The following is a 23,858-nucleotide window of genomic DNA, read 5'->3' as shown; positions in this document are numbered from 1 at the left end:
GTTGTGTCTGCGTCTCGTTATTGCGATCACCAACTACGAACGAGGAGATAATCCGGGAAGCACGATCATCACGGTGTGACAAGAGTTCTATGACACCCTCGGTACTATCCAACCAATCGGGGTGGCAAATCGTAATGCCACGCGCAGACATCAGCGTTCCAGATCGACCTGACGAGGCACCCGGTAGACGAGATGTCGAGTATTGGCTTGGGGTGTATAAATCAATAGAAGAGGTTCCGACACGTTACCGACTGAATACATTCAAATCTCAATTCCAAGAAAAAGATACGTGGGACGCATACCTAGAGACGCGCGACGATCTTGCGGAGCCAACAAAGGAGAATTCGTGGTATCCCTGTGGTGATCGTTTTAAGAAATACATGGAAGAGGAAGTAGGGCGTCACCACGCTCTCCCGTATCCAGATGACATCGAGTCGTATCTCCAGCATATCAAGGAAGGTGGTTACTCAATCAAAGTCACGGAGCGATCAGATAACACAGTCTACTACCAGCACCTGTCCCCTCTCAAAACATTCTTTGAGTGGTTAGTGCACCACGTAGACTACCCGCACGTCTACAATCCTGTTCTGATGGCGGCTCACAGCGGCGGTATAACCAGACAGTTGTGGTACTGGCAGACAGATTACAAACCAGAATACTCAGAGAGAAACGAATGAGCGACAGCAAAGAGAGGCACGAAGAGATTGCAGAGGCTTTCAATCGCACAACTGATCCGCTTGCCAAGTACAATGAACAGTTCCAGACAGTAGACTCAGACCCCTTTCAACTCTGGCTAGACGACGTCGTGTATTCGAAAGGCTATGTTGACGAGACCATAGTTGCTATTGAACGACGAATCACGCAGTGGTGTAACTTCATCTGGGGAGAGTACGATCGCCACCCAGCAGTTCCATCAACATCACACGTGACTACCTTCGCTGAGTACTACTTAGACGAGCAAGATAACAACGGTGCTACCGTCGCAGCGAAGCTATCATCTCTGGACCAAGCGTACGAATATTTCCAGGTCGAACCTGCATTTCCCCATCCTAAAGACTTCAACCCGTTCAAAGCGGCGAAAAACAAAATTGATCTTAGTGGGGAACCCCCCAAAGACCAATACCCTATCCCGCTTGCTGAACTGAGGGAGTTCATCGAGACCGAAGTGAAACATATCCGGGATCGGGCAGTGATCCTTATCCAACTCAAGCTGGGGCTTCGAGCATCAGAAGTATCGAATATCAAGCTCAGTGAAATCCATATTACCAACTCGGAACTTCAGGATCATTATTCTGATCTCGGAAACCACCCCACTCTGAATGGGCGTCCGAATGCGGTCTACATCCCACACGATCGTGATCGAAACAAGTCAGAGCGTCCTCGAGTTCTCCCGCTTGACGATGAACTTCGTCGAGTGCTTCTCCAGTACTTGCTTTGCAGACCAGATAACGGTCGTCCTTGGTTGTTCTTGTCGAAGTCTGGCGGGAAGAAGATGGACCATACGAACATCAACGACATCTGGAAGAAGTACTTCAGACCCGAGTACGGACCGACAGAGCAGTACAGAGGTGTGAGTTCTCATTACGGGCGTCACCGATTCACCACTTGGTTTCGTATCGATAAGAAGTGGCAGCGAGATCTTCTCAAGTACCTCCGGGGAGACATCCAAAGTGGTGGTGAACTCAATGCTACGCAGGAAGCTATCGACTCATACATCCACACCCGATACGAGAAAATCGAGGACCAATTCCGGAGAGACATCTACAAATTCCACATTTGAGGTCACTGCAGGAATTAGCGGTTGGGAGAAGAGGAATAGAGATCCGTGGACACTATAGCTTCGACTGGTATGTGTTGTCCTTAGCTGATTGTACATCTTCGTCCTCTACGATTTGACTGCCAGACCGCTCTTTATTCTGTTTCTCAACCTCTGAAATGGTCTCTATCCGTTCATTGAAGCCGTTGTCAAGCTTGGAGAGCCCTCTCTTTAGACCATTCGCTACTCTCCTCCCCTTCTCCTTGAGGAAGAAATCGTTCCTATTTCCCGACTGTTCCCCTTCAATTAGCTCTAAATCTTCATAAGACTGAATGACGCTACTGAATCCTCTATCAGTCGGGCCATGTTCCTCCCGGACAAATTCGAGATCGTCAGCATCTATCGATTTAGACTCCTCCCTGTACTGGTAGATGCTTTTGTGATACTTGAGCTCGCCTTCGATCTTCCCATCGAATTCTGAGAGCATCAGTAACCGGGGGTGTCTCGCTTCTTCAGGATTCTCTTTCATGCTAGTATCGCTGGAACGTCGTCTGGATAGTATTTCTGGTGAGGCTGACAGTCTCGGTAAATATCGATTCAAGTCCGTCCGAAGAGGAAGTGACGATGAACTGCTGTTCAGACTCGTTGATATACTCAATCAGACTCTCTGTGCTATCGTCGTCCAGATACGTGAATGGCTCGTCGATCACGATTGTATTCCAATTCGTGATGCCTGTCTCGGTAGCGAATTCGTTGAGAGTCGTGGCGAAGGCTATATTTAACAAGCGAATCTCCGCATCGCTGAAATCGCCTTCTTGACTCAGAACGCGATCATCAGTGTTCCCTGGAAGTACAACCTCTGCATCATCCGTTAACCGGATATCCAAACTCAACTCGTCAGCGACGTCTGCGTAATTCTCGGCCCATCGGTCTTGGAACTCTTCAATCAGATCTGCTGCCTTCGATTGGACTTCTCTAATGGCGTCGGACGCCACCGCAATGGAATCTTTGATCTCCTCAACACGTTGCTCAAGTGCTTCGGTTTTTGCTTCCAATTCATCAATCTTCGTCTCTCCCTGATCAATGGTCTGCGTGTTCTTTTCGATCTCGTCTCTCGCCTTCTCGTCTATCCCTTCAACCTCGTAGCCGTTTTCTCTGAGTCTCCTTTCGACAAACGAGTCCAGCTCATCCAAGTTCGGGAGGTCAGACTTCAGCTCGGATTCTTCCCGCTCTAATTCATCGAGACGGTCGCCGATCTGATCCTGCCGTTCTCGTATTTCGTTAAGACGGTCATCCGAGAGCTCTATTTGCTCACGAATATCGGACTTCAATTCAGAGACAGACTTCTGCTCTCCGCAAAAGGGACAGTATCCCTGCTGAAGACGGTTCTTCGCCCGGTCATCTTCGATATGGTCCCCACAAACTGGGCAGACAAAATCCTCAACGGCGGAAGCGATTACATCGGCTACCTCTTCTTCGTGATAGTTCTTCCAACGCTTCTCTTCTTTGCCTAATGTTCGCTTCTCCTTCCGCAACCCCTCCTTCTCTTGGTATAACTCGGATAGTTCTGACCGAATTGACTCCCTGGTAGCTAACTCATCGTTTATTTCGGATAGCCGACCAGATTCATACAACTCAAGTATATCTTCCCACTTCTCAAGTTCCGACTCCGCACTGCGGACCTGTGACACTGTATCTTGCAGGTCATTTTCCAATTCGTTCTTCGTCGTCCGATTCTTCTCTACGATGGCGCTCAACTCTTGTTTTGCTCGTTCGTGGTATTCCAGTTCGGAGTGGATATCTGGATCCACAACAGACCGGACTACAGAGAGTAAATCGCTATCTGAAAGACTCAGGAGGGGAAGTCTTCCAGTGTGCGAGTGAAGGAAGTGAGACCTAATTACGTCTCTTCCTGGAACCTGGCCGTGAGACGAAGGGCAAAGTTCTTTTCGGAACTTTCGAAGCGCGTCGGCTGCGGTTAGATACGAGGAATCGTCTTCATACTCGGCTTCCGGAACACCTCTATAAAACGAAATCCCATTCGTGTAGTCGATCTCAACTTTGTTTCCTCGTCCGGTAGCCAAGTCAATAGTCGCTTGAGAGCCTAACAGATTGTATAGAATCGCGTTGAGTGAGAGCGTTTTCCCCGTTCTGTTACCCCCATGGATGAGAAAGTTGTCGCCACCGATACCGGACACATGCAGATCGGGGTATTCGTCTTTCGCAAAGTGAGCAACCTGTATGTCAGAGACACGCATTGTCAGTACAGTCTCGACAACTCACTAATAATATTACGGAGTTTGGATCTCTGTCTAATAACTAACACATAGGCAACAGCGATCCCGATTAGTATCCCTACAACAGCTCCTAGAATTTCATATCTGATGAAACCGATTACAGGTAGAGTGAGCGACATAACGACCCCAACAATGATATTCACTACTCTCCCTACAGATTTCTTGTCAAGATCGTCTATCTTCTCTTGCTTATCCTCATGATCGTAATAGAACTGCTCGTCACCGACCTCGTCTCTTACGTCGTCGTGAACATTACTGAGAAATTCTTTCCCTGCGATTCGCTTCATGATCGGGTCGTTGAACGAGTCAATGAGTAAAACAAGAACAACGATAGGGACGATCGAGTAGAGGAGCTGTGGTCTGTAGCCGAGATTGATCGGGGATATCTCCAAGAGGGCATACGTGTAAACTGCGAGGGCTGTTCCCCCGACTCCAGCCTCCTCAATCGTCCCAAGTACCATCTATGTCATCTAACCACTAAGGGGACTTTATTTCCAGGGACACATTCAGTTGCTTACGACCAGCACTACACGCACTTGACATGCTTCAACCTAGAAGTACCGAACTAGTCAAATTGTAGTATAGTTGGATGATTCGCATCGGTTGTACTACTGAATCCTGGGATCTGTATAATACATTTCTCCTATCATCGCGTTTCGGTGTCCCTGATGACGATACTGCCTTCGAGGAGGCAGCTAACGAGTTGCTCCCTATGGATGAGTCCCGTCTCTGGAACAACGCTATTATGGAACTTGGTGGCACCGTCTGTACAAAAACGCCCACCTGCGATGAAGACGGATGCCCGTGGCGGACCTGGTGTCAGGCGTACGAGACGAACGATTTCACTGCTCCTGACGTTCCAACACAGCCATCGTTTGAAGGGAGTCGTCGGCAGTTTCGGGGTCGAATCGTCCGCGCACTAAGCGACGGTGACACGTTGACACTTGACGAACTTGGGCCAAAGGTTCGGGTCGATTATACACCTGACGGAAAATACGGTCGAGAGTGGCTACGTGACCTTCTCGATGATCTCGAAGATGATGGTCTCGTCACGCTTACTGTTACAGATGCTGGCCCCCGCGTGTCTTTGGAGAATTAAGGCCGCTGGAAGCAGTTTCCGGGGGCTGCCCCTGTCGACGTGTTTCGGCAGGTATTTTTCCCTGGATTATCTATGAGGTGACGAACAGTTGGACTCGTCTCCGGAACCCCGGAGAAAACGAGCGATCTTCGACAGGACGAAATCATGACAATATTCAAAGAGAAAGTTGACGAGGAGCATCTGACGATTGCAGAGACAAAGGAGATACTCGAAGGGCTTGAGGTGGAGCGTGCCACCGACGACGAGCGCGAAATGCGTTATGAGCTCGCCCGAGCCATTGAACACGTCAATCGGTTTGCCGAACTCGATGCGTCGGAAGCCGAAGCGTTCGTCGAAGAGCTCATCGAGCTCGAAAAGGTCGACGAGAAGACAGCACACAAAATTGTCGACCTCAAACCGCGGGACAGAGACGAACTTCGCGCTGTCTTCGCACAGGAGCGGTACTCGCTTTCGGGTGACGAGCTCGACGCAATCCTCAATACCGTCAAGCAGTACATCTGAGTTTTTGCTCAGACGTCGACAGTCTCACCTGCGTACGTTTAAGTAACCAGTCGACGTAGCCTCGTTGTATGACCGACGACGAACGTGACGAAAGTGACGGGACTGAGCCGATTGTCGTACTAGACTTTCTCGCTCACGGTCGAACCGAAGACGACCGACCCCAGTACCAGAAGGAACCGCTCGCGTACGTCATCGATACGGATGATTTCCAGCTCTACGAACTTATCATGGATTCGGGTGCTGATATCTCTATCGGCGACTCATTTGATTTCTCGGAGCAGGACGACATCGTCCGTCAGAACGGTATCGATTACGAAGACCTGCCAAGCGGCGCGAGTTCTGAGCTCGATTACGCCATCGAAGAAATTGTCGAAGACAATCAAGAGCGCTTTGTCGACTATTTCAACGACGCACAGCCGATTACGCTCCGTCTCCACCAGCTAAATCTGCTCCCTGGTATCGGTGAGAAGCTCCGCAACGATATTCTGGACGAACGCAAGCGCAAGCCCTTCGAGAGCTTCGAAGAGTTGGACGAGCGTATCGATGGACTCCATAGCCCGAAGGATGTACTCGTCGAACGAATCCTCGAAGAAATCAAAGAAGACGACCTGAAATACCAGTTGCTGGTCCGAAGCGACGATAACTAAACTGTTTACATAGGTTATCTATGACTCAAGACTTTCGTGACCCTGACGCGCTTCGAGTCAGAGCTGGTATCGGTGGCGACCCCGCACAGGACCAGCACTTTCTGGTCGACGACCGCGTACTCAACCGACTCCCGGAGTATCTCTCCGACGATAACGGAGAGACGACACACATCTTGGAAATCGGCGGCGGAACAGGCGCACTCACCGATAGGCTCTGTGCCGTTGCCGACCAAGTGACTGTCGTTGAGCGCGACCGGCGACTCGCTGACTTCCTCCGCAAAGAGTTTGCCACGGAACGAGAGAACGGCACACTGACCGTCATCGAGGGTGATGCACTCGATGTCACACTCCCCGAGTTTACTGCTTCGGTTTCGAACCTTCCCTACGGTGCATCGAGCGAGATTGCATTTCGACTCCTCCCACTGGGACAGCCACTCGTATTAATGTTCCAACAGGAATTTGCTGAACGGATGGCTGCCGACACCGGTGAGGACGAGTATAGCAGACTTGCAGTCGCTGCGGGCCACTACGCTGAGGTAGAATTAGTCGAGACTGTTCCACCTGCAGCTTTCGACCCACAACCCGCGGTCCAGAGCGCGGTCATCAAGGCGGTACCGCGCGAGCCGTCGTACTCGGTGCCCAACGACGAGTTCTTCTTATTATTCCTGAAAGCCATCTTCACGCAGCGGCGCAAAACGATGCGGAACGCAGTCAGAAACACGGTCCATATCTCTGAGCTAGACGACGGTGACGCCGTTGTGTCCGCGGCAGACGAATCCTTGATGAGTCGGCGCGCAGGCTCGGTTTCTCCAGCCGAGTTCGCCCAACTCACCCGTCTTGCTTGGGATGTCGGAGAGCCAGCGGCTAAAAATCGGACAGAGTGATGACTGACGAAGACGAACCGCGGCTGGCTGACATCCGCGAGACTGACCAAGTGTATCAACCAGCCGAAGACTCCCACCTGCTAGCGAAAACAGCCGCCAAGGAAGTGGGTAAAGACAACCGTGTTCTCGATGTCGGCACTGGGTCGGGATACGTTGCCCAGTTCGTCCAAGAGCAGTCCGACGCTGCCGTTTTCGGTGTCGACCTCAACCCGTTGGCCTGTGCTGAGGCGCGCGAGCGTGGCGTGCAAGCATTGCGGGCTGACCTTGTTTCGTCGTTTTGTCGGGACAGCTTTGATGTGATCACGTTCAACCCACCGTATCTCCCCTCAGCTCCTGAAGGTGTCTGGGATGACTGGATGGAGACGGCTGTCACCGGTGGCGAAGACGGACGCGCCGTTATCAAAGACTTTCTCGACGATGTGGGACGCGTTCTTCGACCTGATGGCGCTATCTATCTCCTCGTCTCGACGGTGACGGGTCCCGAAGCGGTCACAGAGGCCGCCGAGAGCGCCGGATTCGAGGTAACGACGCTTGCGGAGGAATCACATTCCTTTGAGAAGCTACTTATTTTTCAGTTGATTCCAACTGGCGAGTAAGTGGATACAATCAGTTAGCTGTACCCTCGCCATCGGTGCCCGCACTCCTTGCACTTGAAAAACCGTGTCGGCGGTTCGTCGGCTGAGGCAGTCTGTTTGATTGTGTACCACGCTTCACCGTTCCCGCATTCGTCGCAAGTCACGTCGGCCGCAGTCGGCTTGCCCTCGAAGCTGGCATCTTTGGTTGTTTCGATGAGTTCCTCGCCGCTCTGTTTTTCGGTCGAAACGAACTCCTCGGTATCGCGCTCTTGCTCGGCGCTTGCACCACAACTTGTACAGACCATGACTCCGTCTTCTTTTTTCATCATTGAGCCGCAATCCTCACAGAACTGCATAGTACTGTCTGTGCTCCTGAGAGACATAAGCCCGGGGATTCAACCGCCGTAACCTGCTTTTCCGATGCCAATATAGCCCCGCGCTACTCCTCTTCGAGCTCTTTTCGTTCTTTGACGACCGGACAATCGACAACACGAACGGTCTCGACATCCAGAAACTCCACGATGTCTGTCCCTTCGTTGGTACAGGCAACATCCGGCGGCGAAGAAAAATGCTCACACTGCTCACAGTAGCTATGTTTCGACACGTCGGCAAAGGTCCGCTCGTAGCGTTCGTCTGTTTCTCTGTCCGACTCTGCACTGGCGAGTTCCTTCCAGACGGTATCCGGGTCGATTCCGTCGGTCTCTTGTTCCTCGAATAGCGACTCACCTTCCTCGAAGGGGTCACCCTCTCGGGTGCTTACATCACCAAGAGGCTCTGTTGTGGAACTCCCGTCACGGGCAGTTCCAAACGACGCCTCTTCGCTTTCGGTGACCTTGTCGTTCAGTGACTCGGTCTCTTGGGAGTCATCGCCGACAGGAGGTCCGTCAGCGGTCCCGGCTTCGACACCGAATTCCTCGACCCAGTCGTTGCTCTTTTCTTGTTTTGGCGTCGGCTCACTCTCAGACTCACGTCTGTATGTGTCCTCAGCACCGTCTTGTGACTGCCCTCCCGGTTCAGTTATGGTTTCATCTCCCTCTTTTCGTGGCAACCTCTCGAAGGGGTCACCGTCGCGGTTGCCAACATCTGCGTTTAATTCCTCGAACGGAGTTTTGTCACCGTTCGATTGTTTCTCGTCTTCGTCACTCATTCGCTTTCACCGGATTCAAGCTGTGATGCGACAGTCAGCTTCGGACTTCCGAACCACCCGCTCGATGGCTCGACGTTGGTCACGGTCGTATCACAGTGGGGACAATGAGGATCGGTTAGCAGTGCAAGGCTCACAGCCTGACCACAGTTCTCGCAGTTGGCCCGCTCGATATCTGCGCGCGCAGCAGCCCGCTTGATTCGCTCGACGGCTTCGAGACCGCTCGAAGACTGTTGTGCTTCACGGAGGTCACTGACCACCCATGCAACAGTCTGTAACCGGTCTTGTATCTCATCCACCTGTTCTTTTTGTTCGGCTGTCGTGTTCTCTACCTCCGAAATATCCGCTTCGTGCTCATTTTCGAGTTCGTCGACCCGCGTTTGTAGAGAGTCAACTTCGTCTTGGAGTACCGAGAGCTGTGCCATCTCGGGGTGGCTGTGGTCTTTTGGAGCCTTGTTATCTGCCTCCTTTTTGACCTGAATCACCCGGTTGCGTACGTCATTTATATCCTCTTGAAATGTTCCTTCGACGGTATCGATGCGCGTATCAACCTGTTCTCTGACATCGGAAGTCGCCTCAGTGAGCCGGTCTGTCAATACGTCATCGACTTGGTCTTCGACACTGCGGCTCAGTTCCGCGTTCACCTGTCGTTCTATTTTGCGTCCGAGATCCGCTTTGACCGATTCGGCCACTGAATCAGGGTCGACAGATTTCACGGGAGGATCGGTCTCTTCGTTGACATCAGCGACAGTCCGGTATGACGCGAGCAACTGAGTAATGAGCGTTTCTCTGTCAACCTCAGCATCAGCGGCCGCTTCATCGAGCCACTCGACGAGTTCGGCCGGTAGCTGGACCGACATAGTCAGTTCCTCGCTCGACTCACTCGCCATTGTTCCAACTTTTACAAACAGGATAGTTAAGGGTTTGCCGTCGATATCAGAAATCGATAGATGAGCTACCGAATCTTTCGTATGTCGCTGATATCGAAGCCGGCTTCTCCGAGATCAGTTTCAAACTTGACGATATCTTCTTCTTCAATCTGTGAAAGTACGCCACGGAAGTTCTTGACTACCAGCGTCCGGGCTCGCGCTGAGCCGCCAGTTTCCCACTGGAACTGGAGTGTCCCCGATGTCGACTCGACGAGTTGGCCGTATTGCACGGACGTAAGGGTCTCGAAGTTCACATGAACCAAGATAAGCGATGACCACTCGTGGGCAGCCTTCGCCAGTCCTTTCATCAAATAGTTTATATCTGACCAGTCGATATCGTCTCCACTCGCGCCGATAAGGTCCGACAGCGAGTCGATGACCACGAGACTTCCAGGAGCCCGTTCACTGATCGAGTCACCCAGTGCACTCAGGAGTGTTTCGCGCTCTTCGTGGCGCTTGCGAAGCCCTGTGATATCGGCCGTTTGTTCGGCGTACCATCCACGGGGCACAGGGCTTTTGTGGAAGTAGTTCTGGGACAGCGAATCGAACTCGACTTGTTCGAACCCTTGCTGTCCAACCTCTGTATCCATCGACATATCTATCTCGGCCTCAATCTGCTCACTTTCATCCGTAAACGAGATGTAGTGAATCGAATCTGGCAGCGACGCGTTTGGCGCAATATCTCCGTAATGAAGTTCAAACAGGTCGTCGCCAGTCTGGGCAAGCCCATTCATCACCGCGCTGGTGTACATAAACTCGCGAGACCCGGCACCAGCTTCCCCTGACAGTAGCACAACGCTGCCACGTGGTGCACCGCCGCCGATAGTATTATCCAGTCGGCTGATTCCGAACGGAATCCGGTCCATACTATACTCATTGTGGCGTCCTGTATAAATAGCTGGGCTGGTACTGAGAGACCCCGTCGACGAGAGACAAATCTGGGACTAACTGTGGAGTCGTTCCTCCGGTATGTGGATACTTGTTAACTACCTTTGAGTGATATGTTCGCCGGATACTGGCATGGACAGCAGTAACGAAACCACCGAAGACCTGTCTCAGTTGCCGGACTCATCTATCCCAGAGACGAACATCCCGAACCAGCAACTCGGGGGGAATTGGTAGCTAGTGTTTGACGGGCTGGTGATGAGTTTCGCATACTCGTTGTCGGCGTGAAGAAAAGAGACGTATCAGGAAGAGGACGAATTTGGAGGTGATAGCGGAGACGGTTCCTGAGGGCAACATCACAAACTGTCGAGCCACAGGAGTCAAACACGAGTCGCAATGGTTTTAGAGGTTCCGCCCCCGCCAACGCATATGAAACTCGCTGGGATGGCAAGCAACCGGGGACGGAACTTGATGAACATTGCAGACCGATCTCCGGGGGATGCAACTCTGGATATCGTTCTCGCAAATGACAGTACCGCACCGGTACTGAACAAAGCCGAGAAACGGGGTATCCCGACCGAGGTTGTCGAGCGCGAGGAGTCTGAGTCTCGCCAGTCACACGAGCGTCGCATTGTCGACGCTCTTTCAGAGTACGAGTTCGACATTGTCTGTCTTGATGGCTACATGCGGATTCTCTCTGATGTGTTCCTCGACGATATGCCGACAACGCTAAACATTCACCCATCACTGCTTCCGTCATTCCCTGGGATGGATGCGTGGGGTGACGCACTTGATGCTAGTGTCTCTGTCACTGGCTGTACAGTCCACGTCGTCACAGACGCAACCGACGAGGAGGGTGCTGTTGTCGAGGCAGACATCGACGCCGGGCCTGTCGTTACTCAGGAGCCAATCCCGGTGTACGAGGGGGATTCTCAAGAAGAGCTACAAGATCGCATGCTTTACCAGAGTGAGTTCACTGCCTACCCTCGCGCAGTCGAGTGGTTCGCAGACGACCGCGTTACCGTCGATATCGAGGCCAACACGGTTCATGTTGATGGTGATGATGAGAAACAGTTCCCGTCCCGACGTATTGAGACCGGCGACCGCCTACGAGAGTTACGGTACGGGGAAAACCCTCACCAAGACGCTGCACTCTACACCGATTACACCGTTGACGAAGCCAGTGTTGTAGATGCACCACAGCTCAACGATGGTGCAAAGGCACTCTCGTACAACAATTATAACGATGCTGACGGTGCGCTAAACATTATTAAAGAGTTCGAAGAACCGGCCGCAGCGGTTATCAAACACACGAATCCTGCTGGCTGTGCAACCGCATCGACGCTCTCGGAAGCCTACGAGCGCGCGCTGTCAACGGACCCACAGAGTGCGTTTGGCGGTATTGTCGCCCTCAACCGCGAGTGTGACGCTGATACTGCCGAGCAAATTATCGACTCATTTAAAGAGATTGTTGTCGCTCCTGGATACACAGAGGATGCACTCGATATCCTCTTCGAAAAGAGTAACCTCCGGGTGCTGGATGTTGGCTCTCTTGGTGACAGAACTGATGTGCTCACCGAGAAACCACTCGTCGGCGGGCGACTTGTACAGGAGCGAGACCTCCAGACGATCTCGGGCGACGATCTTGAAGTGGTAACCGAGCAAGAGCCAACCGATGAGCAAATCGAGTCGATGTGTTTCGCATGGCAGACAATCAAACACGTCAAATCTAATGCGATTCTTTTCGCTGACGGCACGGAAACTGTCGGTATTGGCATGGGGCAGGTTTCCCGTGTCGATGCGGTTCGACTGGCATCGATGAAAGCTGAGGAACACGCAAAGGGCAAAGGTTCCGAGGGAGCTGTGATGGCGTCAGATGCCTTTTTCCCATTCCCCGATGGTATCGAACACGCTGCCACAGCAGGCATTGAAGCCGTAATTCAGCCCGGTGGCTCGAAAAACGACGATATGGTTATCGAAGCCGCAAACGAACACGGAATTGCGATGGTCTTCACCGGAAATCGGTGTTTCAGACACGACTGAATTGTCGGTGTCGCTGTGGTCTGTGACGCTAGCAGGACCCATGTTGCAACTCCTGTAACTCGATTTTCATATTCGATCAGAGTACGGCTTTCAACTTATTAGCCTGTCAAATTTTGTCATGTCTTAACAACACATAACTATCAACACATGCAACGTGGTCGTACTGTCGTAATGCATGGATATTATATCAGTTATAAAACAAGAGTCGAGAGGACTACTTGGTCGCGGTAAGGCAAAAATACTCGCCCCAGTCGCAATCAGTTGGGGGTTGTTGATTGGTACCCGGATGGTGTACCCAGTGATTCTACCACAGCTTCGGAACCAGTTCGGGTTGACACTGACGACAGGCGGATTGCTCGTGACGATTCTCTGGCTTGGGTCTGCGCTCGGCCAGCTTCCCAGCGGAATCCTGACAGACAGATACACTGAACGGACGCTAATGGTCACAAGCACCATCACCGTTGCAGGAGCGCTGTCAGTCGTCATTATGGCGCCCTCGGCTCTGGTCTTGTTTGTGGCAACCGGCTGTATTGGCGTTGGCCTCTCGCTCTATCCAATCGCACGGATTACGATTCTGACAGAGACGTATCCGGAGCGGCTCGGAAGCGCGCTCGGTGTGACGATGGCTGTTGGCGACCTTGGACAAACGCTGATGCCTCCACTTGCGGGTGTACTGACGGCAGCGTTTTTCTGGCAACTGGGATTTAGTCCCCTGATTCCAGGGCTACTTCTCTGTGGCGTTACCCTCTGGCTTGCACTTCCTGATACGTCGACGAATGGGGGAATGGATGCCGAACTGACTGCGCTCAGGCTTAGATATGTACTATCTGAACTCAGAAACCCATCTCTTATTTTCATGACCGTGGTTTTGTTTTTGTTTATTTTCGTCTGGCAGACATTCTCAGCGTTTTACCCGACGTATCTCGCCGAAGAGAAGGGTCTATCCGAGGCTGTTGCTGGCGGCCTCTTCGGGTTGTTCTTTGCATTTGGTGTCGTTGTCAAACCAGTCGCAGGGAGTGCTTACGACCGCATTGGAATGCGTCGCTCGCTTGCTATTATTCTCATCGGGCCGGTTGCCGGGCTACTCTCTTTGCCGTTCGTCGACGGATTCTGGCCGCTGGTCGGTATCACTGCACTTGTGAGTTCGATGCTCGGGACTGGTGCAATCACACAGTCGTACCTGAGTGAACTGTTTCCGGACGATATGCGTGGAACTGGGTTAGGTGCAGTCCGGACTACTGCTGCGACGCTTGGTGCTGCTGGCCCTGTCCTGTTCGGGGTCGTCGCCGAACGGGGCTATTTCGACGAGGGATATCTCGTGCTTGCTGGGATTCTGATTGTTATCATCGTCTTGACTGTCTGGATGCCTGAAAACTGAGTAAATAACGCCAAACGCGTTCCCCGCTAACAGCTGGGCTTCGAAATGCTGAAACGGCCACCAGTCAACCAGCCAGTATGGAACACCGGAGGCGGACAGTCCTCGCAAGTGTTGGTATCGTCCTGATATTTTTCCTCATTCAGGTCGGGACGCTTGCCCTCGTTGAGCCTTTCCAGCAGGAAGGCCATCAAGTCGTTGAGGACACGAGTGATCCCACAATCAGCATCGTCTACCTTGCCGCTATCGTCGTCGTGACCGGGTTGATGTTGCTTGCGTTCAAGTACGGTGGCGAGTCGATACTTCGGCTGGTCATTATCTTCGCCGGTTCCTACATCGGGTTCTACGTCTTTGACGTACTAGCTCCCGAGGCCGCATCGGTCACTGTCGCCGACGTTCCGGTAAACGTGTTAGCTTGGGGCGGGGCAGTTGCAATCGGACTGGCCCTGTATTTATATCCAGAGTGGTATGTCATCGATGCAACCGGTATCGTCATGGGAATCGGCGCTGCTGGGTTGTTTGGAATCAACTTCGGCATTCTCCCCGCACTGGTCTTGCTATCGGCGCTTGCTGTTTACGACGCAATCAGTGTTTATGGCACGGAACACATGCTCACACTTGCCTCAGGTGCAATGGATATGAAAGTGCCTGTGGTCTTGGTCATGCCAGTCTCCCGGTCGTACTCGTTTATTGAAGATGGGGGTCCCGAACACGTCCAGAGTGACGAAGCTGCGGATGACGAGCCAGCAGACGACAGTTCTGCGACAGAGCCATCTTCTCTCGGTGTCACTGATATCGAAGCACTCGGTACAGACGGCATCGCGGAGTTGGATGACGACGAAGTTGAGCAGATTGAGCTGAGCGTGATGGATGAGCTAGATGAGAAGCTCACAACCGCACTCCGTGAGCGACTCCCTGACCGAGACGCATTGTTTATCGGTCTCGGAGATGCGGTCATTCCGACCGTACTGGTCGCCAGTGCCGCCTTCTTCATCGATACTGGACCTGAAGTTTCACTCGGCGTCGCGTCTGCGTCACTTCCGGCTGTGACCGCGATGGGGGGTATCCTGACCGGGCTCGTTGTATTACTCTGGTTGGTCCTGAAAGGTCGTGCCCACGCCGGTTTACCCTTGCTCAACGGCGGTGCAATTGCTGGCTATCTTATCGGTGCACTCTTGAGCGGCCTGTCGATTGTCGAAGCGCTTGGTCTCGACAGCTTCCTCTAGCTACGGAACGCTTCACTGGCTGGCGCGAAGTCGATTACTTCTCCGAGGTCGTTCTTTTGTGCTCTGTCGTAGAGCAATTTTGCGGCTGCAACTGTCTCAATTCCTGTCCCACCGCTGTCGAACACGGTAATTTCTTCAGGGGACTCTCGCCCCGGTTTCTCTCCAGCCACCACATCACCGAGTTCACCGTGTACGTCCTCATCTCCAACGACACCCTCTTCGTTAGCGAGTATGTAAGACCCGGCGTCCTGTTCGAGTCGGCCCAGAAGGTCGACAACGTACGTCGAACGGGACACGGTTTCTGCGTCGATTTCTCGCTTTGTCGGGTCGTACTGTCCCATAGCTGTGACGTGTGTCCCCGTATCGAGTTGTTCGCTGTCGAAGACCGGTTCGGCGGCGTTTGTCGCCGTGATGACAATATCGCTGCCAGAGACGGCCTCGTCGCTGGAGCTGACAGCAGTGACTGTTGCATCGAGTCGCTCGTCCATCTCCGTAGCGAACGCCTTCCTGTTCTTTTCTGTCGGCGAGAACACGGAAACTTGGTCAAGATCTCGTACAGTCGCCGTTGCCAGTAACTGCCCTCGGGCTTGGGTCCCGCTTCCGATGAGACCGACATGGCTCGCATCCTCGCGGGCAAGTTCGTCGACGCCGACCGCACCCGCGGCTCCCGTCTTGTAGGGATTCATCCCAGCGCCGTCAAGTATTGCCAGTGGTTCACCTGACTCAACATCGAAAAGGGGCAACACGAAGTGGGCGTCCCGTTTCCCGAACCCAGCAGCATATGTATATCCGCCCATCGCTCCCGTCTCTGGAAGGACAGCGAAGTAGCCCGTCATAAATCCTCGTGGGTCGGCGTTGGCAAGGAGCGTTCGCGGCTCGGCCACAGCACCCTCACCGCGCTGTCGGTACCCCTCGCGGACAACATCGACGTATTCAGCGGGCGTTGCAAGATCTATAATTTCGTCGTTTTGAACGAACAGTGTTTCTGTCACATCTCTGTGTTGGTGAGGGACATTCTAAAGACTCCGTCTCCGGAAGTGTATGCAGTAACAACCCATGGAACACAGCACAATCCCGGCAGACTTACACTATCCCCGTCCGGAGAGAAGCATATGCGTACACTCGATGAAATCGACACCGTCGGCGTGGTTGGCGCCGGCAACATGGGCGGCGGCATCGCACAGGTTTCGGCGACGAACGGCTACGACGTTATTCTTCGAGATATCGAGACTGAGTACGTCGAGGCAGGACTAGATACTATTGACTCCAGCCTTGACCAACTAGTTTCGAGTAATCATCTCTCAGAGGACGAGGCCGACAATGCGCGTGACCGCATCACTGGGACGACGGCAATGGACGACCTCGCGGACGCAGATATTGTTGTCGAAGCGGTTGTCGAGAATATGGACGTAAAGACGGAGGTATTCGAATCTCTCGACGAGGTTACCGATAACGAGATTGTTCTCGCAACAAACACGAGCACCCTCTCGATTACGTCGATTGCGAGCGCAACAGAACGACCGGAGCAGGTCGTCGGTATCCACTTCATGAACCCAGTCCCCATCATGGAAGGTGTTGAAATTGTTGACGGCGAACGCACGGCCGAGCAAACAATCGAGTTTGCTCATGGGTTCTCCGAAGCCCTGGGGAAGACAACGTGGGAGTCTGACGACAAACCCGGCTTTGTCGTCAACCGTGTTCTCATGCCCTGGATTAATGAGGGAATCCGTGCCTACGACGAGGGTGTTGGAGAGAAAGCGGATATCGATCAGGGACTCAAGCTCGGAACGAACGTCCCAATGGGTCCACTCGAACTGGCAGACCACATCGGGCTAGATATCTGTCTTGACGCCAGCGAGACGCTCCATGAAGAACTTGGCGACAGATATAAACCGGCATATCTGCTCAAGCGGAAGGTCGAAGCTGGTGAACTCGGCAAGAAGACCGGGAAAGGATTCTACGAGTACGACTGACGCTGGTTATAACAGGTCCTGTAGTGCGTTACGATGGAAGGCAACGGACTCCTCGACAGCTAGCTCCGGATATTTTGGATTGGTGACGGTCCCGTTCGAATCAACGGCGCTGTCAGCAATAGCAGCAACGCGATGGATGTCTTCTATTGCTGGATAGCTTCGAACCTGTTCGTACCCCTCGATGAATGCCTGACGGAGTGGTTTCGGGGTATCGACATACCAGTCCGCTACCAGATACTCCACCTTGGCCGCGGAGAGGGCAGGTGCGGCCGCTATCGGGGCTTCCCAGTCGAGAATCGCTGTGAGCCGACCGTCATCTACAAGTGCGTTTCCGGGCCGGAAATCCCATGGGTAGAGACGGGCTGTCGGCGGCTCCTCTGATGAGTAGGAATCAAACAACGCCAGCAGCGCTTGCCGGATAGAATCGAACTGTGACGGGAGACGCTCTACTGCGTTTTGCCCGTATTCGGTAAACCAGTCGGTCCAGTTTTCTTGCCACGCCTGTAACGAGTTGCCGTCGACAACAAGTGCACCGTAGTTATCGAACCGGAACTGTTTGTGGAGTGACGCCAGGTGCGACCCGAATGCTCGCGCCAGTTGTTGTTTAGCTCCGGTATCGAACCCAGAAAATGTTTCATGCAGATCATCACCGCTCACGTGGGCAGTGACCATGTACGCGACCCCGTCGGTGACTCCGGAAGCGAGTACGGGTGGGACTGGGACGGCAGTCTGCTTGCGGATGTGCGCCAACAGCGTCGCCTCGGTCTGCAACCAGGTACGTTCCTCACAGAGCTGTACAACCACTGGCTCTTGTTGTTCGTAACTAACCAGTGTCGAAACCTTTCGATTCCCTCGTCCAAGCTGTCTGACCTCGGTTGGCTGGGCAGGTGTAACCGGTTCGAGCCCTGTTTTTGCCGCCTTTTGGAATGAATCATCCTGTATAACGTCGGCTAATTTGCTCATTTGTCGCCCTCCAGTAGCTCGGTCAGATCCTCGATTGAGTCAAGGATATATTCTGGCTCATAGGTCCCGGGTCCCTCTTCGTCGCGAAGCCACGCAACCGGAAGGCCCGCGTTCTGTGCGCCCGCAACATCGTAACTCAGCGAGTCGCCAACGTACAGCGCTGTGGCTGGCTTGACATCGATTGCGTCAAGTGCGCGCTCGAAGGGACTCGCATGTGGCTTCCGCCGTGGCAAGTCGTAGGCGTACACTGTCGTATCGAACGACGAACCCACTCCGAGGGCATCAAGCTTGACGTCCTGTCGTTGCTGTGGGCCATTGGTAACCAGCCCGACAAACCCGTTTGCTTTTGCTGTACTGAGTGCATCGGCTGCACCGGGTCGGAGCTCGACCTGTCTGTCGTCGATAAGTTCGGTAAATTCGGCTGCAATCGCTAGTGGGTCGATATCTGACCGTCCGTGCTGCGCAGCTAGCCGTGCAAACCCTGCTCCGAGATAGCCAATCTGGTCGTCATGTTCAGGGGGTCCGTCAAGACACTGCCAGAGTGTATCGGGCTCACCAAACGGTTCGAGACCTGCACGCTCGAACGCTTCATCGTAGAGTCGTTCGGTATCCTGCGTCCGCTGACAGAGCGTCCCGTCGAGGTCAAACAAAACAGCGTCGAACGTTGTCACGGCAAAATCTTTGCGGGGAGACATATAAGTTCCGTGTCGACGAATACTACGGGTTATTGTTAACAAAATACTGAGAACACAGGGCTTGATCTAGCAACTGAGTTATCGGTTTAATCTGCCCGCACCTACTCAGGGATTGTGACCGTATGTGTCAACTTCCCAACACCCTCGACACGGACACTCACCCGGTCACCATCCGAGAGTGGACCAACACCTTCCGGTGTGCCAGTGGCAATGACATCACCTGGTTCGAGGGTCATATAGGTCGTAATCTCCGCAATGAGCTCTGGGACGGAGAAAATAAGATGCTGGCGCGTCGAGGACTGTCTTTGCTCCCCATTAACAGCGAGTTCGACCGAGGCATCGGCTGGAACATGATCTGTGGTAGCACAAACTGGGCCAAGGGGAGCAGCATTATCGAAGGCCTTCCCACGAATCCAATTTGTTTCTCGGTCTTGGTCGTCGCGGTTCGATAAGTCGACCATACACGTGTATCCTGCGACGACATCCATCGCCTCAGACTCATCGACGTGACGGCACTGTTTGCCGATAATAACAGCAATCTCAGCCTCGTACTCCTGTTTTTCTTTGTTTGGAAGTAGCTCGATGGTGCTCCTGTGACTTGCAACTGCGTTTGGCCCTTTGAGGAAGAGCAATGGCCGGTCTGGTACATCTTCTCCACGCTCGTCGGCGTGGGCGGCGTAGTTTCGGCCGACACAGACAATCTTCGAGGGGTCACTAGGCGGCAGGATGTCCACGTCGTCTGGGTTATAGGTCCGGTCGGCTGAGGATATCGCGCCGCCATCACCGGCTATGTCGGTGGTCGCTGGCGAGCCATCCGCCTCAACCCACTCTCCAGTTCGAACAGTTCCTGCGGGGTCCCGAAATCTGACCTGCTTCATATCTCTGGGTCTGGCGAACATCTGTTAAGCGTTTGGGTACATCGGGAGAGTGCTTGTTTTTCGGACAGTGTTAGAGATAAGATTGAACCACCCTTCTGCATGCCGAGTTGATGTCTGTCCCACCTTTTGAGCGGGATACTCGGCACAGAGACACCTAACACTTGCTCCAATCTGAAAGGGCTGGCTCATTACAGCGTAGCCAGAAGACTACAACTGTGTCAGAAATTCAAAGCGTGCTCCACCGTCATCGCTTTGATTTACGCGACACGTCCATCCATGGGCCTCAGCGATTTCTTGGATAATCGTTAATCCAAATCCAGTTCCGTCCTCAGCAGTAGAAAACCCAGGGTTAAAAATTTGCTCACGGTCGGCTTCGGGAATACCAGGTCCATCGTCGGCGACAGCAAACCCAACTGCACCGTCTACAGCCGTGACAGTGATTTCTACCTCGTCTCCAGCGTGCTCAATCGCGTTGCGAAACAGGTTCTCAAAAAGCTGCTCTAGCCGACTCGGATCACCTTCGACAGTGTGCTCGGTCTCAGTAACGAGTGTTGCGTTTGGGGTTGCCACGCTTTTCCAACTGCGCTTGGCGATCGTTGCTACCTCGACAAGTTCTTTCTCTTGAACTTGTTGACCTTTCCGGGCAAGAGACAGCAGATTCGTTATCAACTGTTCCATCCGGTAGAGCGCGTGGTCAATATCGTCTAGATATTCGCTATCACACTCCTGTCGCGCCATATCGAGGCGCAAGCCTGCAACGTTTAGTGGGTTGCGCAGGTCATGGCTCACAATATTGACGAACTTTTCCATCCGTTCGTTTTGCCGCTCCAATCTTTGTTCTCTCTGCTTTCGGTCAGTTACATCGCGTGCCAGCCCTATCATTCGAGTCGTTTCATCGTCGTGGATTGGCTTTCCCTGAGATTTGATCCAGCGAATACTGTCCCCGTGGCGAATTCGCACTTCCATGTCTTCTGGATTACCTGTCTCAAGCGAGTGCTCGACCGCGTCGCGAATCTGCTGTTCGTCGTCTGGATGCGCAACCCCAAGTAAATCGGAACCCGTTTCGATTGCCGTGCCAAATAACTCTTCTTCTGTGGGGTAAAACGTTATTTGCTCGGCGTCAACGTTCCAGTCCCAGATAACGGCGTCAGTGGCGTTGAGTGCAAACTCCATACGCTTCCGGGTTTGCTGGAGCTTTTGTTCTTTCTGTTTGCGCTCGGTTATATCACGGCTGTTGACGACACCCCCCTCAATGGCGGGATTGTCTAACTGGTTATATCCGACCGATTCAATCCAGCGCCACGACCCGTCTTTATGTTTGAACCGGTACTCCGCAATTGGCGTCGTTTCGGGGTTGTTTACGCCTTCACTAAACGTTGCCAGCAGCTGCTCTTTGTCTTCTGGATGGACGTAATTAAAACTAGTCTCACCAATCAGTTCGTCGGGTTCATATCCGAGAACACGTTTACTCGATGGGCTTTGGTACTGATAGGTTCCATCCGGGTTTAGAACAGAAATGACATCTGTTGACTGTTCGATGAACGCCTGAAATCGTTCGCGCTGTTGCTTACGCTCGGTGATATCCCGAGCGAATCCAGCGATTCGAACGGGTTCGCCCGCGTCATTACAAATCGGTTCAGCCTGCATCCAGATCCATCGCCGGAAGTCTTCATCAGCATTGACGCGGAACTCGAAGTCAACCGGCTTCCCTTCTGAAGCGCGTTCTATCGATGTCGTAACCTGCGTTTTATCATCCGGATGAACCCCTTGCATGAAGTCTAGGGGGTCATCCAATAACATCTCTTTTGACCGCCCCCAGATGTCTTCATATGCCGAGTTGACGAACAACATCTCGCTCCAGTCAGCTTTTGCCATCCAGAGAACATCGTGGGTAACTTCGCTTAGCTCTTGCAACCGGCGTTGGATTTTGGTAGCCCGGTGATTCGTACGGAACTGTGCAACCGCGTTTTCGATGCGGTTGGCGAGCAGTTTGTACTGTTTTGTGCCAGTGCCTTTCTGAAGATAATCTGTGACGCCAGCAGAAATTGCTTCACTGGCGACTGCTTCGTCTCCTTTCCCTGTATAGAGAATAAACGGGAGGTCTGAGTATATGTCTCGTACCGTTTCAAGAAACCTGATTCCGTTTTCTCCGGGCATCTCGTAGTCAGATACCACACAATCATATGTCTCTGTCTTAATTCGCTCAAGTCCCTCGTCGGTGTTGGTGGCTGTCTCCACGACGAAATCATTGCCCTCTCGTTCGAGAAACTCTGCGACAATCTCTGTGAATGAGATGTTATCATCCACGTGGAGAATACGAATAGAGTCGTTTCCTAGCATTGTTTTCCCACCGAGTCGAAAGCAGACACACCCGCTCGGTCGTACCCGATACACAATATGTGTCTATCAGGAAACAATATATCTTCGGTATCTCTCGTGTCTGTCGTTTACCAGAACAGAGAACGCTGGCAACTCGATTTCTCGAATAGCTCCACAGTCTAACCCTGAAACAGCGTCTAATCAGGCGATGTCGCGGCTTGTATCGATAGAGACTTCTTCGACGAGATTGAGCTTGATTGTATCTGACGGTGCCCGGCCGCCACGGAACTTCGGAATTGATAGTCGGTTTTCAACCTCGTCGCCGTTGATATCGGTATCGAGGTGGAAGATCACGTCGGCAAAATGTTCGGTCGTATCCCTGAGTGGTGGGACTGACCGCCCTTCGAGACAGTGGAGAATTGCAAGACTGTTGGTGTTGAAGATATGGTTTTGCAGGTCGTTCATGAAGCTCCGAAAGCGCGACGGCGGCTCCTGAGACTCCAGCACGTCGAGTGGGTCAACAATCAGGTTTGAGGTTTCTGGGAGTGCACTCACCAGTTTTCCGGCGTTGTCGAGCGGGGCTTCGCCCGAGATGTGGCGCACCGTCGGGTCGCCCGTCTCGGCCGGAGTGTTCTCGATGCTGTCTCTGACTGCCTCCCCAGTTCTGTTCAGTGACAACCAGAGTGTTCCACGAGTCGCGGTCAATTCGTAGAGAAACAGCTCTGCCTGGCTCCCAGGTTGTGCCGAAAGTGCTACCATACTCCCGGCTGGGATGCCTCCGTCGAGTTTTCGATCGAGAACATCGATGCCCGTCCGCAACCGATTGCTCATTCGGTTCATACTATTATCTATCTCCTGTTAAATATTCCGCACGTACTTTGATTTACAGATCTTGGCGATTACAGATTATGCATCGAATGAGTTTCCGTGTTTGCGGGCGCTTGTGAACGCGTCGATTGCTGGGACTCGACGAGACTGGTGGCAACTCTCTCGAAACAGGCACGAGACTTTGGATTCTCAAGTGGCTTCTCGACGTATGGTAGGTGCCCAAGAATATTCCAGCGGCCAGTCATCGTATTATTGGCCCCTCCGCGTTGCTCTGTTGGTGACTCTCGAATCAGCGTCCCAGCAGGTGGTGTCGAGAGTCTGGCTGCGATAGTGCGAGTTAGCGCAGCATCCTCGAGGCATTGGGGGGTCTCAGTCGAGACGACAATAGCTTGATCGGCATACCGCAATGGCCGCAAAGAATCACGGTTTGACCCAGCACTACAGTCGACGAGCACTGGCCCGTTCCACGACCCAGTCCGTCTAAGCGCCGTGTCGAGCGAGTCCCTGCGACCGCCAGTAACAAACGCGACGCCAGGGATTTGCTCGGAGTAGACTGCTGTGTTCTGTATCCGTGCGCCATCAGCAAGTAAGTCGACACCATTTCGACGAGGTAACCCCAAACGGTGATGCACATCGGGCATATCACAGTCTCCATCAATAACGAGGGGGTCAAAACCGCGTCTCGTGAGTGCCGCTGCGAGGCCGAGCGTAGTTGTGGTCTTCCCACAGCCACCCTTGCCACCGGCGATTGCAAGCATAGGGCCTCTGGTTCTTCATCACATATGAATCGTCGCCTGCTGGGACCAGACCGAACGATACGTTGCGAGAAGTACGCCATGTA

General features: G+C 53.0%; 24 protein-coding genes and 1 pseudogene. 11 read left to right on the top strand and 14 right to left on the bottom strand.

Annotation, left to right across the window (positions count from 1 at the left end):
• Positions 1–134 precede the first annotated feature (134 nt).
• The gene (locus N5098_RS09220; protein ID WP_267637517.1) at positions 135–677 is read left to right on the top strand and encodes a hypothetical protein; all 543 of its coding nucleotides are present in this window, start codon (positions 135–137) and stop codon (positions 675–677) included.
• Entirely contained in the window at positions 674–1,780 is a 1,107-nt protein-coding gene (locus tag N5098_RS09215) for a tyrosine-type recombinase/integrase (protein ID WP_267637516.1), read from the top strand. The genes N5098_RS09220 and N5098_RS09215 overlap by 4 nt, the downstream gene beginning before the upstream one ends.
• A gap of 52 nt (positions 1,781–1,832) precedes the next feature.
• Here N5098_RS09215 and N5098_RS09210 read toward each other — a convergent pair whose 3' ends face one another.
• Genes N5098_RS09210 through N5098_RS09200 form a run of 3 tightly spaced genes read right to left on the bottom strand, consistent with a single transcriptional unit; the run spans position 1,833 to position 4,514 of the window.
• Positions 1,833–2,285 carry a hypothetical protein gene (locus tag N5098_RS09210; protein WP_267637515.1) on the bottom strand — a complete coding sequence of 151 codons (453 nt, stop codon included), beginning with the start codon at positions 2,283–2,285 and terminating at the stop codon, positions 1,833–1,835.
• Position 2,286: 1 nt separating this feature from the next.
• Positions 2,287–4,014 (bottom strand): coiled-coil domain-containing protein, encoded by a 1,728-nt coding sequence (locus tag N5098_RS09205; RefSeq protein ID WP_267637514.1) that lies wholly within the window; start codon positions 4,012–4,014, stop codon positions 2,287–2,289.
• Positions 4,015–4,016: 2 nt separating this feature from the next.
• The gene (locus tag N5098_RS09200) at positions 4,017–4,514 is read right to left on the bottom strand and encodes a hypothetical protein (RefSeq protein WP_267637512.1); all 498 of its coding nucleotides are present in this window, start codon (positions 4,512–4,514) and stop codon (positions 4,017–4,019) included.
• 179 nt (positions 4,515–4,693) lie between these two features.
• On the opposite strand from N5098_RS09200, the pseudogene N5098_RS09195 reads away from it, so the two are divergent.
• The 5 genes and pseudogenes from N5098_RS09195 to N5098_RS09175 all read left to right on the top strand — a co-directional run.
• Positions 4,694–5,152 (top strand): annotated as a pseudogene (locus N5098_RS09195) (HhH-GPD family protein); the annotation flags it as partial.
• A 144-nt stretch (positions 5,153–5,296) separates the two neighbouring features.
• Positions 5,297–5,653, top strand: a complete 357-nt coding sequence (locus tag N5098_RS09190) for an RNA polymerase Rpb4 family protein (protein ID WP_267637511.1) — start codon at positions 5,297–5,299, stop codon at positions 5,651–5,653.
• A gap of 68 nt (positions 5,654–5,721) precedes the next feature.
• A complete protein-coding gene (locus N5098_RS09185) occupies positions 5,722–6,300 on the top strand; it encodes a DUF655 domain-containing protein (RefSeq protein WP_267637510.1) in 579 nt (192 codons plus the stop codon).
• Between the two features lie 20 nt (positions 6,301–6,320).
• Positions 6,321–7,184 (top strand): 16S ribosomal RNA methyltransferase A, encoded by an 864-nt coding sequence (locus N5098_RS09180; protein ID WP_267637508.1) that lies wholly within the window; start codon positions 6,321–6,323, stop codon positions 7,182–7,184.
• Positions 7,184–7,780 carry a HemK2/MTQ2 family protein methyltransferase gene (locus tag N5098_RS09175; protein ID WP_267637507.1) on the top strand — a complete coding sequence of 199 codons (597 nt, stop codon included), beginning with the start codon at positions 7,184–7,186 and terminating at the stop codon, positions 7,778–7,780. Before N5098_RS09180 ends, N5098_RS09175 begins: the two co-directional genes overlap by 1 nt.
• A gap of 14 nt (positions 7,781–7,794) precedes the next feature.
• On the opposite strand, the gene N5098_RS09170 is transcribed toward N5098_RS09175, so the two are convergent.
• The 4 genes from N5098_RS09170 to N5098_RS09155 form a co-directional block, all read right to left on the bottom strand.
• The gene (locus N5098_RS09170; RefSeq protein WP_267637506.1) at positions 7,795–8,115 is read right to left on the bottom strand and encodes a transcription factor S; all 321 of its coding nucleotides are present in this window, start codon (positions 8,113–8,115) and stop codon (positions 7,795–7,797) included.
• Positions 8,116–8,198: 83 nt separating this feature from the next.
• A complete protein-coding gene (locus tag N5098_RS09165) occupies positions 8,199–8,906 on the bottom strand; it encodes a DUF8135 domain-containing protein (RefSeq protein WP_267637504.1) in 708 nt (235 codons plus the stop codon).
• Complete coding sequence (locus N5098_RS09160) at positions 8,903–9,793, bottom strand: hypothetical protein (protein WP_267637503.1); 891 nt, start codon at positions 9,791–9,793, stop codon at positions 8,903–8,905. Before N5098_RS09160 ends, N5098_RS09165 begins: the two co-directional genes overlap by 4 nt.
• Positions 9,794–9,858: 65 nt before the next feature.
• A complete protein-coding gene (locus N5098_RS09155; RefSeq protein ID WP_267637502.1) occupies positions 9,859–10,698 on the bottom strand; it encodes an RAD55 family ATPase in 840 nt (279 codons plus the stop codon).
• A 448-nt stretch (positions 10,699–11,146) separates the two neighbouring features.
• Between N5098_RS09155 and purH the strand changes: the two genes are divergently transcribed.
• From purH to N5098_RS09140, 3 genes are all read left to right on the top strand, one after another.
• On the top strand, positions 11,147–12,760 hold the full coding sequence (gene purH / locus N5098_RS09150) for a bifunctional phosphoribosylaminoimidazolecarboxamide formyltransferase/IMP cyclohydrolase (RefSeq protein ID WP_267637501.1): 1,614 nt from the start codon (positions 11,147–11,149) through the stop codon (positions 12,758–12,760).
• A gap of 175 nt (positions 12,761–12,935) precedes the next feature.
• Entirely contained in the window at positions 12,936–14,138 is a 1,203-nt protein-coding gene (locus N5098_RS09145; protein WP_267637500.1) for an MFS transporter, read from the top strand.
• Positions 14,139–14,215: 77 nt separating this feature from the next.
• Entirely contained in the window at positions 14,216–15,361 is a 1,146-nt protein-coding gene (locus N5098_RS09140; RefSeq protein WP_267637499.1) for a presenilin family intramembrane aspartyl protease PSH, read from the top strand.
• Here the strand turns inward: N5098_RS09140 and N5098_RS09135 are convergent.
• Positions 15,358–16,353 carry an ornithine cyclodeaminase family protein gene (locus N5098_RS09135; protein WP_267637498.1) on the bottom strand — a complete coding sequence of 332 codons (996 nt, stop codon included), beginning with the start codon at positions 16,351–16,353 and terminating at the stop codon, positions 15,358–15,360. The two genes, N5098_RS09140 and N5098_RS09135, sit on opposite strands and share 4 nt — an antisense overlap.
• 120 nt (positions 16,354–16,473) lie before the next feature.
• Between N5098_RS09135 and N5098_RS09130 the strand changes: the two genes are divergently transcribed.
• Positions 16,474–17,334, top strand: coding sequence for a 3-hydroxyacyl-CoA dehydrogenase family protein (locus tag N5098_RS09130; protein ID WP_267637495.1), 861 nt, complete (start codon positions 16,474–16,476; stop codon positions 17,332–17,334).
• Between the two features lie 6 nt (positions 17,335–17,340).
• Here the strand turns inward: N5098_RS09130 and N5098_RS09125 are convergent, their stop codons facing one another.
• The 6 genes from N5098_RS09125 to N5098_RS09100 form a co-directional block, all read right to left on the bottom strand.
• Complete coding sequence (locus N5098_RS09125) at positions 17,341–18,297, bottom strand: phosphotransferase family protein (RefSeq protein WP_267637494.1); 957 nt, start codon at positions 18,295–18,297, stop codon at positions 17,341–17,343.
• Entirely contained in the window at positions 18,294–18,968 is a 675-nt protein-coding gene (locus N5098_RS09120) for an HAD family hydrolase (RefSeq protein ID WP_267637493.1), read from the bottom strand. The genes N5098_RS09125 and N5098_RS09120 overlap by 4 nt, the downstream gene beginning before the upstream one ends.
• A 125-nt stretch (positions 18,969–19,093) precedes the next feature.
• A complete protein-coding gene (locus tag N5098_RS09115) occupies positions 19,094–19,870 on the bottom strand; it encodes a fumarylacetoacetate hydrolase family protein (protein WP_267637492.1) in 777 nt (258 codons plus the stop codon).
• A gap of 207 nt (positions 19,871–20,077) precedes the next feature.
• Entirely contained in the window at positions 20,078–22,210 is a 2,133-nt protein-coding gene (locus tag N5098_RS09110) for a PAS domain S-box protein (RefSeq protein WP_267637491.1), read from the bottom strand.
• 180 nt (positions 22,211–22,390) lie between these two features.
• Positions 22,391–23,020, bottom strand: a complete 630-nt coding sequence (locus tag N5098_RS09105; RefSeq protein ID WP_267637490.1) for an RAD55 family ATPase — start codon at positions 23,018–23,020, stop codon at positions 22,391–22,393.
• A 68-nt stretch (positions 23,021–23,088) separates the two neighbouring features.
• The gene (locus N5098_RS09100; RefSeq protein ID WP_267637489.1) at positions 23,089–23,775 is read right to left on the bottom strand and encodes a MinD/ParA family ATP-binding protein; all 687 of its coding nucleotides are present in this window, start codon (positions 23,773–23,775) and stop codon (positions 23,089–23,091) included.
• Between the last annotated feature and the right edge of the window lie 83 nt (positions 23,776–23,858).

This window comes from Halovenus rubra, from assembly GCF_026586665.1.
GTDB classification, from domain to species: Archaea; Halobacteriota; Halobacteria; order Halobacteriales; family Haloarculaceae; genus Halovenus; species Halovenus rubra.
Note: the sequence above shows the minus strand (reverse complement) of the source record. Positions and strands in the feature narration are given on the sequence as shown.

What these genes read in the sequence shown, in the direction of transcription:
- N5098_RS09130 (WP_267637495.1), top strand. Translation starts at nt 16,474, where the DNA reads ATGCGTACACTCGATGAAATCGACACCGTCGGCGTGGTTGGCGCCGGC.
- N5098_RS09145 (WP_267637500.1), top strand. Translation starts at nt 12,936, where the DNA reads ATGGATATTATATCAGTTATAAAACAAGAGTCGAGAGGACTACTTGGT.
- N5098_RS09170 (WP_267637506.1), bottom strand. Translation starts at nt 8,115, where the DNA reads ATGCAGTTCTGTGAGGATTGCGGCTCAATGATGAAAAAAGAAGACGGA.
- N5098_RS09115 (WP_267637492.1), bottom strand. Translation starts at nt 19,870, where the DNA reads ATGAAGCAGGTCAGATTTCGGGACCCCGCAGGAACTGTTCGAACTGGA.
- N5098_RS09190 (WP_267637511.1), top strand. Translation starts at nt 5,297, where the DNA reads ATGACAATATTCAAAGAGAAAGTTGACGAGGAGCATCTGACGATTGCA.
- N5098_RS09110 (WP_267637491.1), bottom strand. Translation starts at nt 22,210, where the DNA reads ATGCTAGGAAACGACTCTATTCGTATTCTCCACGTGGATGATAACATC.
- N5098_RS09100 (WP_267637489.1), bottom strand. Translation starts at nt 23,775, where the DNA reads ATGCTTGCAATCGCCGGTGGCAAGGGTGGCTGTGGGAAGACCACAACT.
- N5098_RS09180 (WP_267637508.1), top strand. Translation starts at nt 6,321, where the DNA reads ATGACTCAAGACTTTCGTGACCCTGACGCGCTTCGAGTCAGAGCTGGT.
- N5098_RS09200 (WP_267637512.1), bottom strand. Translation starts at nt 4,514, where the DNA reads ATGGTACTTGGGACGATTGAGGAGGCTGGAGTCGGGGGAACAGCCCTC.
- N5098_RS09210 (WP_267637515.1), bottom strand. Translation starts at nt 2,285, where the DNA reads ATGAAAGAGAATCCTGAAGAAGCGAGACACCCCCGGTTACTGATGCTC.
- N5098_RS09105 (WP_267637490.1), bottom strand. Translation starts at nt 23,020, where the DNA reads ATGAGCAATCGGTTGCGGACGGGCATCGATGTTCTCGATCGAAAACTC.
- N5098_RS09125 (WP_267637494.1), bottom strand. Translation starts at nt 18,297, where the DNA reads ATGAGCAAATTAGCCGACGTTATACAGGATGATTCATTCCAAAAGGCG.
- N5098_RS09165 (WP_267637504.1), bottom strand. Translation starts at nt 8,906, where the DNA reads ATGAGTGACGAAGACGAGAAACAATCGAACGGTGACAAAACTCCGTTC.
- N5098_RS09215 (WP_267637516.1), top strand. Translation starts at nt 674, where the DNA reads ATGAGCGACAGCAAAGAGAGGCACGAAGAGATTGCAGAGGCTTTCAAT.
- N5098_RS09220 (WP_267637517.1), top strand. Translation starts at nt 135, where the DNA reads ATGCCACGCGCAGACATCAGCGTTCCAGATCGACCTGACGAGGCACCC.
- N5098_RS09175 (WP_267637507.1), top strand. Translation starts at nt 7,184, where the DNA reads ATGACTGACGAAGACGAACCGCGGCTGGCTGACATCCGCGAGACTGAC.
- N5098_RS09155 (WP_267637502.1), bottom strand. Translation starts at nt 10,698, where the DNA reads ATGGACCGGATTCCGTTCGGAATCAGCCGACTGGATAATACTATCGGC.
- N5098_RS09205 (WP_267637514.1), bottom strand. Translation starts at nt 4,014, where the DNA reads ATGCGTGTCTCTGACATACAGGTTGCTCACTTTGCGAAAGACGAATAC.
- purH (WP_267637501.1), top strand. Translation starts at nt 11,147, where the DNA reads ATGAAACTCGCTGGGATGGCAAGCAACCGGGGACGGAACTTGATGAAC.
- N5098_RS09185 (WP_267637510.1), top strand. Translation starts at nt 5,722, where the DNA reads ATGACCGACGACGAACGTGACGAAAGTGACGGGACTGAGCCGATTGTC.
- N5098_RS09140 (WP_267637499.1), top strand. Translation starts at nt 14,216, where the DNA reads ATGGAACACCGGAGGCGGACAGTCCTCGCAAGTGTTGGTATCGTCCTG.
- N5098_RS09160 (WP_267637503.1), bottom strand. Translation starts at nt 9,793, where the DNA reads ATGGCGAGTGAGTCGAGCGAGGAACTGACTATGTCGGTCCAGCTACCG.